Annotated in this window: 14 protein-coding genes and 1 pseudogene; 9 read left to right on the top strand and 6 right to left on the bottom strand. The window is 69.0% G+C overall.

Annotation, left to right across the window (positions count from 1 at the left end; genetic code table 11):
* Nucleotides 1-27 precede the first annotated feature (27 nt).
* Complete coding sequence (locus OO47_RS31815) at nucleotides 28-1,767, bottom strand: replication-relaxation family protein (protein ID WP_078490106.1); 1,740 nt, start codon at nucleotides 1,765-1,767, stop codon at nucleotides 28-30.
* Nucleotides 1,768-2,025: 258 nt separating this feature from the next.
* Here OO47_RS31815 and OO47_RS31810 point away from each other — a divergent pair, with 258 nt between their 5' ends.
* On the top strand, nucleotides 2,026-2,469 hold the full coding sequence (locus OO47_RS31810) for a hypothetical protein (RefSeq protein ID WP_030222958.1): 444 nt from the start codon (nucleotides 2,026-2,028) through the stop codon (nucleotides 2,467-2,469).
* A gap of 72 nt (nucleotides 2,470-2,541) precedes the next feature.
* A complete protein-coding gene (locus OO47_RS31805; protein ID WP_234323368.1) occupies nucleotides 2,542-2,991 on the top strand; it encodes a hypothetical protein in 450 nt (149 codons plus the stop codon).
* Between the two features lie 343 nt (nucleotides 2,992-3,334).
* Here the strand turns inward: OO47_RS31805 and OO47_RS31800 are convergent, their stop codons facing one another.
* Entirely contained in the window at nucleotides 3,335-3,535 is a 201-nt protein-coding gene (locus OO47_RS31800) for a hypothetical protein (protein ID WP_030222952.1), read from the bottom strand.
* Between the two features lie 359 nt (nucleotides 3,536-3,894).
* Nucleotides 3,895-4,848 (bottom strand): relaxase domain-containing protein, encoded by a 954-nt coding sequence (locus tag OO47_RS31795; RefSeq protein ID WP_078490102.1) that lies wholly within the window; start codon nucleotides 4,846-4,848, stop codon nucleotides 3,895-3,897.
* 248 nt (nucleotides 4,849-5,096) lie between these two features.
* On the opposite strand from OO47_RS31795, the gene OO47_RS31790 reads away from it, so the two are divergent.
* Nucleotides 5,097-6,305 (top strand): IS110 family RNA-guided transposase, encoded by a 1,209-nt coding sequence (locus OO47_RS31790; protein ID WP_106969511.1) that lies wholly within the window; start codon nucleotides 5,097-5,099, stop codon nucleotides 6,303-6,305.
* A 22-nt stretch (nucleotides 6,306-6,327) separates the two neighbouring features.
* Here OO47_RS31790 and mobF read toward each other — a convergent pair whose 3' ends face one another.
* The gene (gene mobF, locus OO47_RS34300) at nucleotides 6,328-7,392 is read right to left on the bottom strand and encodes a MobF family relaxase (protein WP_234323370.1); all 1,065 of its coding nucleotides are present in this window, start codon (nucleotides 7,390-7,392) and stop codon (nucleotides 6,328-6,330) included.
* A 277-nt stretch (nucleotides 7,393-7,669) separates the two neighbouring features.
* Between mobF and OO47_RS31780 the strand changes: the two genes are divergently transcribed.
* Nucleotides 7,670-7,966 carry a hypothetical protein gene (locus OO47_RS31780; protein ID WP_030222936.1) on the top strand — a complete coding sequence of 99 codons (297 nt, stop codon included), beginning with the start codon at nucleotides 7,670-7,672 and terminating at the stop codon, nucleotides 7,964-7,966.
* A gap of 278 nt (nucleotides 7,967-8,244) precedes the next feature.
* Nucleotides 8,245-8,829 carry a hypothetical protein gene (locus OO47_RS31775; RefSeq protein WP_158708737.1) on the top strand — a complete coding sequence of 195 codons (585 nt, stop codon included), beginning with the start codon at nucleotides 8,245-8,247 and terminating at the stop codon, nucleotides 8,827-8,829.
* Nucleotides 8,830-9,013: 184 nt separating this feature from the next.
* Here the strand turns inward: OO47_RS31775 and OO47_RS31770 are convergent, their stop codons facing one another.
* A complete protein-coding gene (locus tag OO47_RS31770; RefSeq protein ID WP_051716408.1) occupies nucleotides 9,014-9,694 on the bottom strand; it encodes a hypothetical protein in 681 nt (226 codons plus the stop codon).
* Nucleotides 9,695-10,049: 355 nt separating this feature from the next.
* Here OO47_RS31770 and OO47_RS31765 point away from each other — a divergent pair, with 355 nt between their 5' ends.
* Nucleotides 10,050-10,244 (top strand): hypothetical protein, encoded by a 195-nt coding sequence (locus OO47_RS31765; protein WP_051736426.1) that lies wholly within the window; start codon nucleotides 10,050-10,052, stop codon nucleotides 10,242-10,244.
* 428 nt (nucleotides 10,245-10,672) lie between these two features.
* Here the strand turns inward: OO47_RS31765 and OO47_RS31760 are convergent, their stop codons facing one another.
* Nucleotides 10,673-11,254, bottom strand: a complete 582-nt coding sequence (locus OO47_RS31760; RefSeq protein ID WP_030222923.1) for a restriction endonuclease — start codon at nucleotides 11,252-11,254, stop codon at nucleotides 10,673-10,675.
* Between the two features lie 585 nt (nucleotides 11,255-11,839).
* Here OO47_RS31760 and OO47_RS31755 point away from each other — a divergent pair.
* From OO47_RS31755 to OO47_RS36650, 3 genes and pseudogenes are all read left to right on the top strand, one after another.
* Nucleotides 11,840-12,238 (top strand): hypothetical protein, encoded by a 399-nt coding sequence (locus tag OO47_RS31755; RefSeq protein ID WP_234323367.1) that lies wholly within the window; start codon nucleotides 11,840-11,842, stop codon nucleotides 12,236-12,238.
* Nucleotides 12,239-12,438: 200 nt separating this feature from the next.
* Nucleotides 12,439-13,209: pseudogene (locus OO47_RS38855) on the top strand (NB-ARC domain-containing protein); the annotation flags it as partial.
* A gap of 490 nt (nucleotides 13,210-13,699) precedes the next feature.
* Nucleotides 13,700-14,869 (top strand): tetratricopeptide repeat protein (locus OO47_RS36650; RefSeq protein ID WP_234323365.1); only part of this gene is annotated, 1,170 nt, incomplete at its 3' end.

Raw genomic sequence — 14,869 nt, 5'->3', positions numbered from 1 at the left:
GGTCAGGCCGACCCATGCCGTGCCGCGCTACCGGCGCCGCCCGAACAGGCCGCGGCCCTTCTTCACCTCCGCTTCAGCCGTCTCCCGCTCCGCGGCTTCCTCGGCCTCACGGCGCGCGGCACGCTCGGCCTCGAGCCGTGCGAAGTGCTCGTCTCGGCACGGCCCGCACAACTTGTCGGTACGGTCGCCCCAGGACCTTCCCCGCCCGAGCAGGTACTGCCAGCGCTCGTCGGTGAACTTCGCCCCGCATTGGACACACACCGGCCGCTGCGCCTCCTTCTTCGCGGCCTCGCGCTCCTCCCGCCGGCGCTTGGCCTCCCTCCACTGCACGAGGTACAGCCGGTCGCCGTCCGGGTTGTCCAGGGCCTCGGTGAGCGTCTGCCACTCCTCACGCCCGAGCCGCCGCCACACCTTCCCCGCAGCCCCGGCCGGATCGGCGGTGATCCGCTCCAGCTCGGTGACGACCACGGGCACCGCCTGGTGGTAGTCGACGGCCGTAATCCCCTCGCCCTGGCCCGGATACGGCTCCCCGGCGAAGTAGCGGTGGGCGGCCTGCTCCAGGCGCTGCATGCGGCTTTCGCGCTGCTCGGCGGTCTTCCCGGTGAACACGAAGGCCACCGGCACGTAGCCCTCCCGGCCGGTCGCCGGATAGAGGAGCGGCCACAGCCTGAACTGCTGCACCTTCGAACCCAGCTGCTCGTAGCGGGCCGCCATCTCCTTGTTCGGATCGGCCTTCGGCGCCAGCAGCTCGAACCAGTCGGTGTAGCGGCGCAGCTTGTCCACCAGCTCGTCGACGGGCTCGGTGACGCGGTCGACCTCCAGGAGCATCGCGGGCACCCTGGCGTCCGGGGCGCGCATCGTCAGATCGGCGTACTGGGTGTAGCCGTACGGGAGCTTGTGAGCGATCTCTGTCTGCCAGGACAACGGCGTGCCGAACCCGGCCCCGGTGAGCACAGCGGCTGTGAGGGTGACGGCGGCGGCGTGCTCGTCGTAGCCGTCGTCCTTCACCGGCCGGCCCTTGGCGTCGAGGCGGAGCTTGCGCAGCGCGGAGATCCGCACCGACTTCGGCAGCAGCAGCTTGGCTTCTTTGTGGCCCTTCTCCGTGAGCACCCACAGCTTGTGTCCCGACTCCAGTCGCGTCTCCTCCCGGACCAGGCCCGTCTTCTCCAAGGCCTTCAGGGTGTCCCTGGTGCACCGGTCGTGCCGGTCTGCGGGGCGCAGCATCCTCCAGAGCTGATCGGCGGTAGCCCGCTGGAAGATGCCCAGAGCCCTCAGCACTTCCTTGCGTCGCACTCCGGTCGGCTTCCAGACCTGTGTCGTCCCAGGAGGGTTGTCGAACGTGTCGGCGGGCCTTGACTTCCGGGGCTGACCTGCGCGGATGCGTCCGGGGGGCGAAGTGGCCGTGGAGGGGGTGATGGAGGGGCCCGTGGAGGGGGCCTGCGGGACCTGGTCGATGTCCTCGGAAGGCCGGCGGTCGCGGGGAGCGTGCCGGTCACAGGGAGCGTGCCGGTCACAGGGAGCGTGCCGGTCACAGGGAGCGTGCCGGTCGCGGGCGGGGTCGGGCGTGAGATCGGCGGGCACGGTGTCCTCGGTTTCTCCGGCCTGCGGGCCGGGTCGGCGGTCGTCCGGCCCGTACGCGGATGTGCGTACGGGCCGGGCCCACTGTGAGGAAGACCCCCTTGTCCACGGTCTGACCGCCAGCGGTATCCGATGTCCGATTCCTCCTTGACTAGGCCCCCTTCGTAAGGGTTTGTCCGTGAGCGGCATCACGACCGGATCCCTGGAGAACGCGTCGGCCACCAGGGCGGTAGCAGAGGTGGACAAGGGGCCATGGCCCGGCTTGCGGTCGGGCCGACCCTGCTGAACAAGGGGCCGGATTTAACCCTTGCGGTACCGATACGTCCGCTTCGGGCTGAGGGAGAGTTCTCCCCCTCGGCGGCCGGACTCTGTCCACAGGGCCGCAGTTCGAGGGTGTCTTCGAGGCCGCCGCGATCAGCAGGAGCGGCCCGAACGTGAGGAGCTGCCATGCCCGAGAACACCGTCACTGTGCCGCTCGCCCCGATGACCCCGGACGCGGTGATGGACGTCTTCGACCACCTGCGGGCGGTCAGCGTCGAGGACACCGAGTTCGCCGGCGAGCTCGCGGTCGCCGAGCCGCGGATGCCCGAGCTGATCGTGGACATCGTCGAGCGAATCGTCGTCCCCGTCACTGCGGTCGGCGAACGCGTGCCGGAACCGTGCGACGAATCCTTCGCCCTCGACGCCCTCGGCAACGTCTTCGTGACCACCCTGCGTACCTGGGCCACGGCCGGCCCGGACACCGCCGAACCTCTCGCCCGCACCGCCCTGCACCTCATCGCGCAGCTGCTCGTCGAGGACCACGAGGACCAGGCCGACGTCCTGGAGCACCTCAACAGCGTCGCCCTGCACCAGGCGCTCCAGGCCCATCCGGCCCCCGCCACCCGATAACCCCCTCCCCTCACTTCTACGGGCAGGCGGGCGCGTCAGGTGCCCGCCACCGACACGGACAAGGAGTTCCCCATGGAAACGACGACGCAGACCACCACCACCGCCTCGGAGCAGACCGCGCAGGCCGCCGAGTACCGGGAGCGGATGGCGTGGGCCGCCGACTACATCGAGCTGGTCTGGCGCTACCAGGGCACCGAGCGGGAGCAGACCGAGCTGGCGGCGTTCCACGCCGACAACCGGCTCGCGCGGACGGTCGGTGAGTTCGGCGCGCTGCTGCTGACCCGTCACCTCACCGTCGTGCTTGACGGGCACGCCGACTGCGAGGCCGGTTACGTCATGGACAAGCTGGCGGCCGTGACGAGCCGGGAGTTCATGCGCCGGTGCCTGGCGGGTGAGGGGGCGGAGGCCGCTTGGTCCGCAGCCCGGTTCCTGATCGAGTGCATGGAGGAGGTCGACCAGGTGAGCGAGTTCCTCGCTGACGTCCGCGGCGACGTCGCCACCGGATGGCCGGCCACCGCCTGAACCCGGGCAGCACACCCGGTGGGATCCACCCGGCGACCGGAACGATGGGTGGAGACCACCGGGTGGAGCGGAACGGAAGTGGGCTCCACCCTCCACCGAGTGGGCCCATTTCCGTGGCGGCTATTTCGGTGGGAGTCGCGGTCCATCCGGTGGAGTCCACCGGATGGGCTCCACTCGGTGAGCCCGTCCTGGGGGTGGGATCCGCGCCTCGCGGTGTCCGTTTTACCCCTTGACCACCCCTTGACCGCACCGTTTGTCCCGGGGCCGGTGGAGTCCACTTCCACTCGGTGGCGCGGTGCGGCACATCCCCGGGCGCACCACCGGGCCGGGTGGAGGGGCGGGTTCAGCGGCGGCGGGAGCGGTGCGGGCGTACGGCCCTCGGCGGGTTCGGCCGGCCTCCGGGGTACTGCTGTGTCCGGCGTCCCCGGACCGGCGCGGGCACGGCAGGCGCCGCGTACAGCACCGCCCGCAGCCGGACCGCGTCGGCGAGCTGCTCCAAGCGCTCCATGTACTCGGGTGCGAGATCCGGGATCGAGTGGACCATGGCGAGGACCTCCGTACATCGGTGAACGGCTCCTCCCACCCTCGCCTTCCTCCCTCACCGCCGGGGCATAGCCGACGGTCGCGTCCCAGCCGATGCGACCACGGCCTCGGCCCCCGGCCCACCCGGCGAAACGGTGGGCTCCACTCGGTGGGCTCCACTCGGTGGGCTCCACTCTCCACGGAGTGGACCTCACCCGTGGAGAGTGGAGCCCATTCAGCGGCTCGGCCCACCGTGTCCGGTGCCGGGCTGCTCGGGACGCTGCTCACGCTCCTGGTCCTCGAGGACCGGCCGGGGAGCGGGAGCTTCGGGGTGGGGCGCGTAGCGCTCTCGGAGTGCCTTGCCGCGTGCCTTCATCTCCTCTAGCGGGCGCGTCCCGCACCGCGCGCGGCGCGTAGCTGGTGGGTGAGGGCGGTGGAGGCGATGACCGCGCGGTCGTAGCGCAGCGGGACGCGCGGGATGCCCCAGTCTCCTGGCTCCACCCGCAGGACCGGGGCGCCTGGGGCGGTGAGGCCGGCCGGGGGCCGGTGGTCGACGTCGGGAGCCGCCTCCGGTGCGCGCCGCCGGGTGCGGGTCGGGTCGGGGTGGGCCCAGCGGGCGGTGTAGAGGCGGTAGTCCGCCAGGAGCCCGCGGGTGGTCTTCGGTTCGGTGATGTCCAGGCAGTGCGCCGCGATGGCCGCGTTCACGATCGTCTCGTCCAGACCGGGCTCGCGGCGGCGGCCGCGCTGGACCAGGGCGAGGAAGCGCCGGGCCTCGGCAAGCAGGTGACGGCGATGGAAGAGGCCGTTGCTGCTCATCACGAACACCATCGCGCTGACGCCGAGCGCCGCCAGGGCGACGTCCAGGGTCTCGGCGACCTGGGCACGGATCGCGGCGGCCGCGACCCGGGCCCGCTCCAACAGACTGTCGACAAGGTGCGCGGCCTCGCCGAGGAACTCCTTCGCGCCCGCCCGCCAGTCGGTACGCAACTGTGCAAGGGAGCGGGCCTTTGGCTTCGGCGGGCGCGTCTTCCTGGCCGCGATCCGGTTCAGCTTCGTGCGGGCCTCCTCGGAGACGACGGGCGCGAACTTGAGGTTGCCGTCCTCGTCGACGACGGTGACGTACTCATGCTCCAACTCCTGGCGACACAGATCGATCTCGTAGCCGCGCTGGGACATCCAGCCGATCAGCTCGTGCGGCACCCCGGCCACCTCCATCACCGGCCGACGCCCCGCGCTGACCGTACGCGGCTCGGACGCCACGTCCAGCACCTCGCACACCCCGGCCATGACCAGCTCGTTGTAGAGAGAGGAGGCCGCGACCACGTTCTCCAGCAGCGCCGTGGAGTGCCCCCCCCATTACCTTTTTGGTGGCCCCGCAACGGGGCTACCGGCCTCCGGGCCCGGCATGACTTCCCCCCCTTGTTAACCATGATCCGGGGGGTGGTGTCACCGGGCCCGGAGGCACTGACTGACCGCTGATTAGGGGCATGACCACCAGCCTGTTCGTAGGTCGGGAGGCTCTTCGTAATGTGGATGTGGCGATCGGTGCCGTGGACGAGGCCGGGCAGAAGCACGACCGGAGGATGCACGTGATCGAGACCGGCGACATCGACGTCTATCTCGGCCTGGACGTCGGTAAGGGCGAACACCACGCCACCGCCGTCACACCGGCCGGGAAGAAGGCGTTCGACAAACGCCTGCCCAACACCGAGCCCAAGCTCCGCGAGCTGTTCGCGAAACTCCAGGCCAAGCACGGAACGGTGCTGGTCGTAGTCGACCAGCCGGCCTCGATCGGCGCCCTGCCCCTGGCGGTCGCCCGGGACATGGGCTGCCCCGTCGCCTACCTGCCCGGCCTGACGATGCGGCGGATCGCCGACCTCTACCCGGGCGAGGCCAAGACCGACGCGAGGGACGCGTTCATCATCGCCGACGCCGCCCGCGCGATGCCTCACACGCTGCGCTCGGTCGACCTCGAAGATGAGGCGATCGCCGAGTTGGAGATGATCGTCGGCTTCGACGACGACCTGACCGGTGAGGCCACCCGCGTCGTGAACCGGCTCCACGGCCTGCTCACCCAGATCCACCCGTCCCTGGAACGGGTCCTGGGCCCGCGGCTGCAGCACCCGGCTGTCCTGGCCATGCTGGAGCGGTTCGGTTCCCCGGCCCAGATCCGAAAGGCAGGCCGCCGGCGGCTGGTCACGCTGCTGCGGCCGAAAGCGCCGAGGATGGCCGAGCGGCTGGTCGAGGACATATTCACCGCGCTGGACGAGCAGACCGTGGTGGTTCCCGGCACCGAAGCGGCCGCTTTGATCGTCCCGAGCCTGGCCGGCTCGCTCGCCGCCGTCCTCGACCAGCGCAAGCTCCTGGCCGGGCGGATCGAGGAACTGCTGGAGGCCCACCCTCTTTCCCAGGTCCTGATCTCGATGCCCGGAGTCGGCATCAGGACCGGAGCCAGGATCCTCATCGAGGTCGGCGACGGCAGCAGCTTCCCCTCCGCCGCCCACCTCGCCGCCTACGCCGGACTCGCCCCGGCAACCCGCAACTCAGGCTCCTCGATCCGAGGCGAACAGCCCTCCCGCCGAGGGAACAAGCAGCTCAAACGGGCCTTCTTCCTCTCCGCCTTTGCAGCCCTCGGCGACCCGGCATCCCGGGCCTACTACGACAAGAAGATCGCCCAGGGCAAGCACCACACCCAGGCCCTGCTCTGCCTCGCCCGGCGGCGGGCCGATGTCCTGTTCGCGATGCTCCGTGACGGAACCTTCTACGAACCCCAACCCGCTCGCTCAGCATGACCAGACCGCATGCATAGAGACTTCACGAACCTGGCTGACCTGCGAACTCTCGGTACTCGTCCACGAGCCGGAAGAAGGCGTCAAGCGGAGGTTCGCCAGGCAAATTCTCCATGATCGCAGCGTCCCACCCGGTCGCCATCGACCATCCACGGGCCCTGCCTAGCCAGGAGGCAAACCCTCCACTCCCACGGTGGAACTCGAACGCCTCATCAACATCGTGGACCTGAAGCGCGAGGTGGTACCCGAACATCATCACCGCCAGTTCCTGCAACGAGCCGTTACGCACCCATGCGTTCGGCCGCTGCCGAACGGCATCCAGCAGGTCATAGACGTCGCGCCACTCCTCGACGGCCCGCGCCTTCGGCCCTCCACTCGACGCCCCCACCGCATCCCCTTCCCCAGCTGACATCACCAGCAAGCTAACCCTCCACCTTGACGAACTACATAGGGGCACCCCCCCCCACGTCCCGTCCGGCCGCAGCCCCCGCAGGGACACCAGGACGTGGTCGTGGAGCAATGGGGTTCCGGCTCTCGACTCGTAGTGGCGGAACCGCGCGAAGGCCAAGCCGTGTACCGGGCGGGTGGGGTAGCGGCCCTGGGCGCCGACGCGGATGGTCGCCGCGTGGTCCTCGATCCAGGCGAGCGTCGCCTCGATCGCCCGCTCGTGCGCGCCTTCGATCACCCGCCGCGTCTCCTCCTCCCCCAGCGCCCAGAGGAGCTGGATAGTCGGCTGCGGGCGGAAGACGAGATCCGCTCCGGTGACCTCCACCGCGCGGCCCAGCTTCCCGGCCCTCGCCGCGACCGCCGGCTTCTTCCCGGCGGCGAGCGCCTCGGCGACGAGCCAGTCGCCGTGCGGGTGCCGGCCCTGCCCGAAGAGCTGGCACAGCTCGTCCTCGGTGACGATCGCCCCAAAGCGCAGACCGAGGCCGGCCAGTCCCCGCCCCGTCCACCGGCCCGGCGGAACACCCACCTGTACCTGGGCTATGCCGAGGGGGGTGCGAACAGGGCGGAGGTAGTCGCCGACAACGACCTGCCGCAGGTAGTAGCGGTACATCTGACCGCGCCTGATCAGGCGGACATCCATCATGACCACCACGCCACACCGCGCTGACCAGCAAGAAAAGGCCGAACCGGTCCGCGTCCCGCCAGGCGGGAAGAAGGGCCCGACTTCCTCGTCCGCGTCCCGCCGGGCGGGATACGACCCGGGGCCGGCCCGGAGTGTCATCGCTCTCCGGCACCACCCCCAACGTGTCGTCTGACGCCTATCAGCACCACGTAGCGCACCCTCTCCGCCTCACCCTGAACGCTCCACCGGCCCCCGGTATCCACCGGGGCCTCGTCGTGCTGCCCGGAGGAAACCCACCGTGCCCACGTTCGAGACCACCACCCGCTTCACCACCGACCTCGACCGCCTCACCCCCGCACAGCGCCACCGCTTCCGCCGCGCCGTCCTCAACGGCTTCGTCCCCGACCTGCGCACCGGACGGCCCTTCCACCCGGGCCTGCGCATCAAGGGCGTCCGCTCCGCCCCGGGCGTCTACGAGCTGACCTGGGCACCGGACGGGCGCGCGACGTGGTCGTACGGCCGGGCACGGATAGCCAGAGACCGGCACATCGTGTGGCGCCGGATCAGGACACACGACATCCTGACTCGTCACTGAGCGGAGAGATACAGATCAGGCTCGATGGGATCGGTCTTGGCCGGCTTTCCCCCTCCATCGTGGTGTGGCTCTTAGTCCACGAAGTCGCCTTGGCAACCTACCGTTACGAGAGACCCGATCGTTGTAATCAGGCATGGTCAAGCTTCCTGTTCCCGGGGCGCAGTCGTTGGTAGGTCATGCCAGAAAAGCAGAGTTGCCCGTCGTACGTCGGTGATGAGAACCCCAGCGGTCAGGAGGTTCCCCCAGGAGTGCAAGCAGTAGTCGACACACAGCTCGACGTGATCGCTCTCGCCTTGAGCGAAACGCTCAATCTGAATACGTCGCTAGCTGAGGAGATGGATCCGTGGCTGCATCGCTTGCTACGCGAAACCGTTCCGCTCGTTCACGAGGTCGAGAAGCTGGTGGCGCTGCTTGTGGCGTGCGCAACGAGGGTTGGATGGACCGAGCATCAGGTCGCGTACTCCATGGGCCGCACGTCGTCTAACATCACGCGTTGGAAAACCCAAGATGCCGAGGCTGCTGCGGCCGCAGCCACTGAGCAGGAGTTGAGTGACGGCTGGAACGTCGCCTCCGCCGAGGCTTACATGGGTGCAGAGTCCTCGGTGGAGGAAAGAGACGCCGTACGCCGTCGGGCATACCGGCTGATGTGCCTCCTCTTGCTCCACGACACGCCCTCCTACGCGGCCGACAGCTTGACGTGGGTAGATGACAAAACACGCCGCTGCATCAAGAACGGCTGGTTCCTTCAGGCCCGGCGTGCTGCGGGCGGCACTAACGCCGGGTCCACCCCTGAGTCAACGGCGCAGCCGAAGCTCCCGTCCCAGGGAAAGGAAGCTGGCGCTCCGAAGACTGAGAGTGCGTGACAACGGCGGGTCACAGCACTGGCAGCCGACGCCCGGGCCCCAAGTCAGCGCCCGAGGCCACTTCGGAGCGTCACCCGTAACCGGCGGCCAGTTGGTGCACCGGCGGACCGAAGAGCGAGTGACGGCCGGGCTCTCCCGGATGGGAGCGCTCGGCCGTCGCCTGTCGCCTCTGGAACTTCGCGGGCTACTCCGTCTTCGGGAGCTTGAACGCTACGGCCCTGTCGATCTGCTGGAGCAGCGATCCGATCTCCTGCACGAGTGGGACGGCGACGCCGGGCTGTGCCTCGACGGCCCGCCGGGCCGCGGCCTTGTTTACCTTCTTCGCGGCGTCTTGGAGGGCGCCCAGGGCGTCCTGGAGGCGCTTGATGTCCTTCGTGGCGAGAGGGTCGCCCTTGCTATTACTGGGATTCGGGCTCGACTCCCCATTTGGGGAGTCGTTTCCGAGAGAGGTGATGTTGGGGACGCCGTCGCCCTGGACCTCGTTCTCGGTCTCGGTCTCTTCCTCCTCCTTCGGCGGCGCCAGGAGGTCACGGACACGACGGCTGACGTCGGCGGCGTCTGCGTCCTTCGGGAGGAAGCCGAGGTCGTTGACCACCTTCTCGACCAGGTCGCCAGTGACGCGGGTACGGCAGCGGGCGATGGTGTCGTAGACCGTGATCGCCACCTTGTCGCTGGTTTGACGGCGCAGCTCGGTCATCTTCCGGACGTGCGACTCCAGCGGCTTGTGGCCGAGGTTGGCGAGGGCCTCGCCGACGCGCCACTCGTCGATGAGCCGGTAGAGGTTCGACTCGGAGATCTCCCACTTCTCCCAGATCCACTCCGCGAAGTTGGGGTTCTCCTCCCGGTGCAGCTTGGCCGTGCTCATCGTCTCCAGCGACTTGCCGGCGACCCAGAAGGCGTTGCGGAGGTTGTCGACGCCGGCCTTGCAGGCTTCGACGTCTTCGCGTTCCTGGTCGGAGAGTTCGTCTTCGCTGTGGGGCTGGTAGGGCGCCGGGATGGAGGCGAGGGTCGTACCGGGCAGCGGCTGGACTACGACGCTCGCTGCGGCGGCGGTGGCCAGTCCGCCGCCGAAGAGGCCGTCTGCCTGCTGCTGGACTGCTTGGGTGACGCGCGGCCCGCCGGGCGGGAGAGCATCACCAGATCTTCACCGCAGCGGCTGCCAGACGGGCCGCCGGATGAGCACGCGACAGTAGGCCACCGGTGTGTGCACTCTCCCGCCCATGACTATTACCAGGCACGGAGAACCCTGTCCCCTCTACCGCACGCCGCTGCTCCTGGACGTGCTCCAGGTGCGCTCCGCGCAGTCCGACTTCCCCACCACCGAACGCGTCACCGGGCGCCGATGCCCCGGCTGCCAGGCGGCCCGGCCTGAGCAGTGGACGGAGGCGATGCGGGACCGCTACGGCGACGAATGACGGCGCCGTGCGAATGCTGCGCCACGACCTCGCGAGCCCCACCCACCAAGACTGAGCACTACGTCACCGACGCCCTTTAACACGAACAGCCACCACTACCCCCGGCCGAACCGGCCGGGGGCTTCGTGCGTCCTGGAGAAGTTCGCCACGCCCACCTACGCGGCCCTGCCACGCTTCACCTCCGACCTTGGCCGCCCCACACCCGCCTAGCGCAGCCGCTTCCGCCAGGCCGTGGCCGCCTTCGTCGACGATCTGCGCGCCGAACGCGGTCACTTCCGCACCGGCCTATGCGACAAGCGCGTCCAGCACCCTTCGACATCCCCCTCGGTATCTACGGACTGACCTGGTATATAGGCGCTGGCCCTATAGGACGAGCAACCTGGCAGTACGGTTCGGAGCGGCGCCTTGGCGCTGAGTACCAGGAGAGCTCAAGTGTCCGGTGCCAGTTTCCGGTTGGTGCCGGACCGGCCGATGTCCAGGTCGAGGAGCGAAGTAAGGGCTGTGCCGCTGTTCCAGAAGCCGAGCAGGTCGACGTCGATGAGGACCAGGCCGTGGCGGGCGGCGAAGGCCCGGGCCTGCTTGGTGAACTTGCACGAGGCGACGAAGAGCGGAACGTCTGCTCCGTGTTCGCTGCGTGCGGTGCCGTTGAACTTCTGCAGGTCCGGGCTGCCGACGGTGCGGTGCTTGGCGTAGCGCTTGCACTGCACCACGAGTTTCCGGCCGTCCGGCAGCCGGCCGATCACGTCGGCGCCCAAGTCGTTCGCCGCACCCACGCGGCGTACATCTGTGCAACCGTCCCGGCGGCACAGTTCCGCGACGTACTCCTCGAACTGCAATGGGTCCATCGTCCAGACCGCCTCCATCGACCGTACGGCCTGGATCCTGGCCTGCTCTGCCAGCCGTGCCTTCTCCGCCTCGGCCTCGCGACGCCCGGCCCGAACCAGAAAGCCGGCCAAGCCCCCCGCGCCCAAGACGCCTAACACCAGCAGCGCCACCGTCACCGCTCCCATGCCCCGCTCCTCCCCCTGCATTACCTCAGCCAGCTACAACTCCCCACCCACACCACGCTCTACGCACAGCACCACGTCGCGCCAGCACGGGCCCGCCACCAGTTTTACGGCCGTAAAACACACCTGAGCCCCGCCCGCAGTCAGCGAGACGAAGCCACGAAGCAGTACGGGTGCCCAGGCTCCGGGAACAGCTAGGAGGCATTTCGAGGACCACAGTCAACTGCTCCTCGTTCATCTCGCCGATGACAAATGCAGCGACCTGGCGCCCATCACGCGACCCACGCACCTGCCCGGCGACCGTACTGACTGTCGGCGTCTCGAGCGGGCCGTATCGGCCGGTGTGAGCTGCTCTCATGGCTGGAAGCCGGGCAGAGGTAACGATCGAGCAGGTCGTGGATGTCCAGGGATCTGGTCATCGCGCCCGTGTGTATGTACACGTTCGGCTCCAGGCTGTCCGGCTCTGCTCCTACGATGAACGCTTCGGCAACGCGGCCGGCGCTTCGAGGCCGGTGCGAGCTGTTCGTCCTGTGGGGGTGGGCTGGGATGTCTCAAGCGTGGTGGCGGGTGACCGCAGGATTGTGCGCCATGGTCATGCTCGGACTGGTCGCGGTGGCGGTGTTCGTGGACCTGGACACCGGTGACCGGGTGGCCAGCATCATCGGCGCAGCCGCAGGCCTGGCGGGACTGACCCTCGCTCTCCGGCAGGGAACAACCCCCGCACCCTCGTCACCCACCGCACCGCCGGTGAGCGGGGCGCGGTCGGTGCGGGCGGGAGGCTCGATCGGCCGGGCGGTCACCGGAGACGGCCACACCCTCACCCACCCCTCCCCCACCATCCCTCCCGGCAGCGCCCCGGCGCCCGGTGGCGCGGGCGGCACGGTGCCGGGGGCACCCGGTGAGCGGGGGGTCGAGGCCGGGGGTTCGATCGGCGAAGCCGTCACCGGTGACGCCCCTAAGCAGGACGGACCGTCGAACCAGCCGTGAGTCCCCTGTGGCCCAAGCGGGCGAAGAAGAGCAACACCGAGAACCTCGAGGCCGAAGAGCCGAAGGAAATCTCCGAGGCTGCACCGACGTCGGCGGTGCCGGCAGCGACCGTTCCGCCTCAAGGCACAGCCGGTGTAGGGGAACGCGCGCTGAACGCGGGCGGTGATCTTGGGCTGGGGATCAGCGGGGATCACGTATCCATGCAAGGCGTGACGATCAATATGGGTGTGCCGGGACCGTCGGAGCGGGTGGTGTCGTTCCCGATCGTGGTGGGCACTGTGCCGGCGGCGGCAAGCCGGTACCAGGCACGGTCCCAGAGCGGGCTGCTGCGCACCGCGCTGGAGGACGGCGGAACAGTCGTCCTCACCGGAACCCCTGCACAAGACACCGGAGGCCAAGACGACACCGGCCAGGACGAGGGCGGGTCGGGTGATGCGCGGTGGGTGTTGTCAGGTTTGGGCGGGGTCGGCAAGACCCAGATCGCCGCCCACCACGCACGTATCCAGATCGCCGATGGCCGGGCGGATGTGGTGGTGTGGGCCACGGCCACCGACCGCTCCGGTGTTCTGTCCGCCTACGCCCAAGCCGCCCGCGCCCTCGCTCTCCCAGGCGTCGCTGAGGACGATGAACAGAACGCGGCTCTTTTCCTGGCCTGGCTCCAGCCCCGCCCAGTGGCGGCGGGGACGCGGGCGGTGCGCTGGCTGATCGTGCTGGACAACATCACCGACCCCAACCACCTGACCGGCCTGTGGCCCCCCGCCTCACCCCTCGGCCAGACCCTGGCCACCACCCGGCGCCGCGACGCCGCCCTGCGCGACCGCGGCACTCGGATCGACGTCGATGTCTTCACTTCTGCCGAAGCCCTGGCTTTCCTCACCCGACGCCTCACCGACTACGGACACACCGAACCCGAGCACGACCTGCGCGCCCTGGCTCACGCTCTGGGGTATCTGCCACTCGCTCTCGCGCAGGCCGCCGCTTACCTCGCCGACACCGGACACACCGCGGCCGACTACCACCGGATGCTGACCGAACGCACCGCACGCCTGGCCGAACTCACCCCCGATGCCCTACCTGACGACCAAGAACTCCCCGTCGCGGCCGTCTGGGACCTCAGCCTCCAGCACGCCGACACCCTGCCACCGGCCGGCCTGGCCAGGCCTCTACTCGCTCTGCTTTCGGCCCTGTCCTCTGACGGCATCCCCACCGCACTGACCTCCACCGAAACTGCCCGCGACTACCTCGGCCAAAATGCCATAGATGCAGACCCCACTTCCGAAGCTGCAGAATGCAGGAAGCGGGTCGAGGAACGGCAGGTCATACAGGCCCTCAGCGTGTTACACCGTCTCAGCCTTATCGACCACACCCCTGACGCCACCCGCGTCCACGCGCTGGTCCAGCACACCACCCGCGAAACCCTCACTCCTGAGCAACAGACCACTACCACTCTGGCTGCCGCCGATGCCCTCCTCGAAGCATGGCCCGAGCGCCCGGACCACGGGGCGCGGGGAAGCAGGAGACACACAAGGCGCCGTCAACGCCTACGCCGAACTCCTCAACGACCAGCTACGGATCCTGGGACCCGACCACCCCGACACACTCACCACCCGAGGCAACCTCGCCTCCTGGCGCGGGGAAGCAGGAGACACACAAGGCGCCGTCAACGCCTACGCCGAACTCCTCAACGACCAGCTACGGATCCTGGGACCCGACCACCCCAACACACTCGCCACCCGCAGTAACCTCGCCTCCTGGCGCGGGCAAACCGGAAGCACACAAGGCGCCGCAGATGCCTTCGCCGAACTCCTCAAAGACCGCCTGCGCATCCTGGGACCCGACCACCCCGACACACTCGCCACCCGCAGTAACCTCGCCTCCTGGCGCGGGGAAGCAGGAGACACACAAGGCGCCGCAGATGCCACCGCCGAACTCCTCAAAGACCGCCTGCGCATCCTGGGACCCGACCACCCCAACACACTCACCACCCGAGGCAACCTCGCCCACTGGCGCGGGCAAGCAGGAGACACACAAGGCGCCGCAGATGCCACCGCCGAACTCCTCAAAGACCAGCTACGGATCCTAGGACCCGACCACCCCAACACACTCACCACCCGAGGCAACCTCGCCTCCTGGCGCGGGCAAGCAGGAGACACACAAGGCGCCGTCAACGCCTACGCCAAACTCCTCAACGACCAGCTACGGATCCTGGGACCCGACCACCCCAACACACTCGCCACCCGCAGTAACCTCGCCTCCTGGCGCGGGGAAGCAGGAGACACACAAGGCGCCGCAGATGCCACCGCCGAACTCCTCAACGACCAGCTACGGATCCTGGGACCCGACCACCCCGACACACTCATCACCCGAGGCAACCTCGCCTCCTGGCGCGGGCAAGCAGGAGACACACAAGGCGCCGCAGATGCCACCGCCGAACTCCTCAACGACCGCCTGCGCATCCTGGGACCCGACCACCCCAACACACTCATCACCCGAGGCAACCTCGCCCACTGGACTCAGGAATTAGACCGGCTAACTGATCGTTTCAGAATGCCGTCCTGCGGAGACGCTGGCAGCCCATGGAACAATCCCTTCAGCCACGGGCTCAGGGGGGATGACGCCGCATGGAACGGG

The organism is Streptomyces bikiniensis (assembly GCF_000716625.1).
Taxonomy (GTDB): domain Bacteria; phylum Actinomycetota; class Actinomycetes; order Streptomycetales; family Streptomycetaceae; genus Streptomyces; species Streptomyces bikiniensis.
This window is presented reverse-complemented; position numbering and strand designations above follow the sequence as displayed.

Excerpts from the sequence above, each read along its gene's own strand:
- OO47_RS31815 (WP_078490106.1), bottom strand. The coding sequence starts at position 1,767 with ATGCCGCTCACGGACAAACCCTTACGAAGGGGGCCTAGTCAAGGAGGA.
- OO47_RS31810 (WP_030222958.1), top strand. The coding sequence starts at position 2,026 with ATGCCCGAGAACACCGTCACTGTGCCGCTCGCCCCGATGACCCCGGAC.
- OO47_RS31805 (WP_234323368.1), top strand. The coding sequence starts at position 2,542 with ATGGAAACGACGACGCAGACCACCACCACCGCCTCGGAGCAGACCGCG.
- OO47_RS31800 (WP_030222952.1), bottom strand. The coding sequence starts at position 3,535 with ATGGTCCACTCGATCCCGGATCTCGCACCCGAGTACATGGAGCGCTTG.
- OO47_RS31790 (WP_106969511.1), top strand. The coding sequence starts at position 5,097 with ATGCACGTGATCGAGACCGGCGACATCGACGTCTATCTCGGCCTGGAC.
- mobF (WP_234323370.1), bottom strand. The coding sequence starts at position 7,392 with ATGATGGATGTCCGCCTGATCAGGCGCGGTCAGATGTACCGCTACTAC.
- OO47_RS31770 (WP_051716408.1), bottom strand. The coding sequence starts at position 9,694 with ATGAGCACGGCCAAGCTGCACCGGGAGGAGAACCCCAACTTCGCGGAG.
- OO47_RS31765 (WP_051736426.1), top strand. The coding sequence starts at position 10,050 with ATGACTATTACCAGGCACGGAGAACCCTGTCCCCTCTACCGCACGCCG.
- OO47_RS31760 (WP_030222923.1), bottom strand. The coding sequence starts at position 11,254 with ATGGGAGCGGTGACGGTGGCGCTGCTGGTGTTAGGCGTCTTGGGCGCG.
- OO47_RS31755 (WP_234323367.1), top strand. The coding sequence starts at position 11,840 with ATGGTCATGCTCGGACTGGTCGCGGTGGCGGTGTTCGTGGACCTGGAC.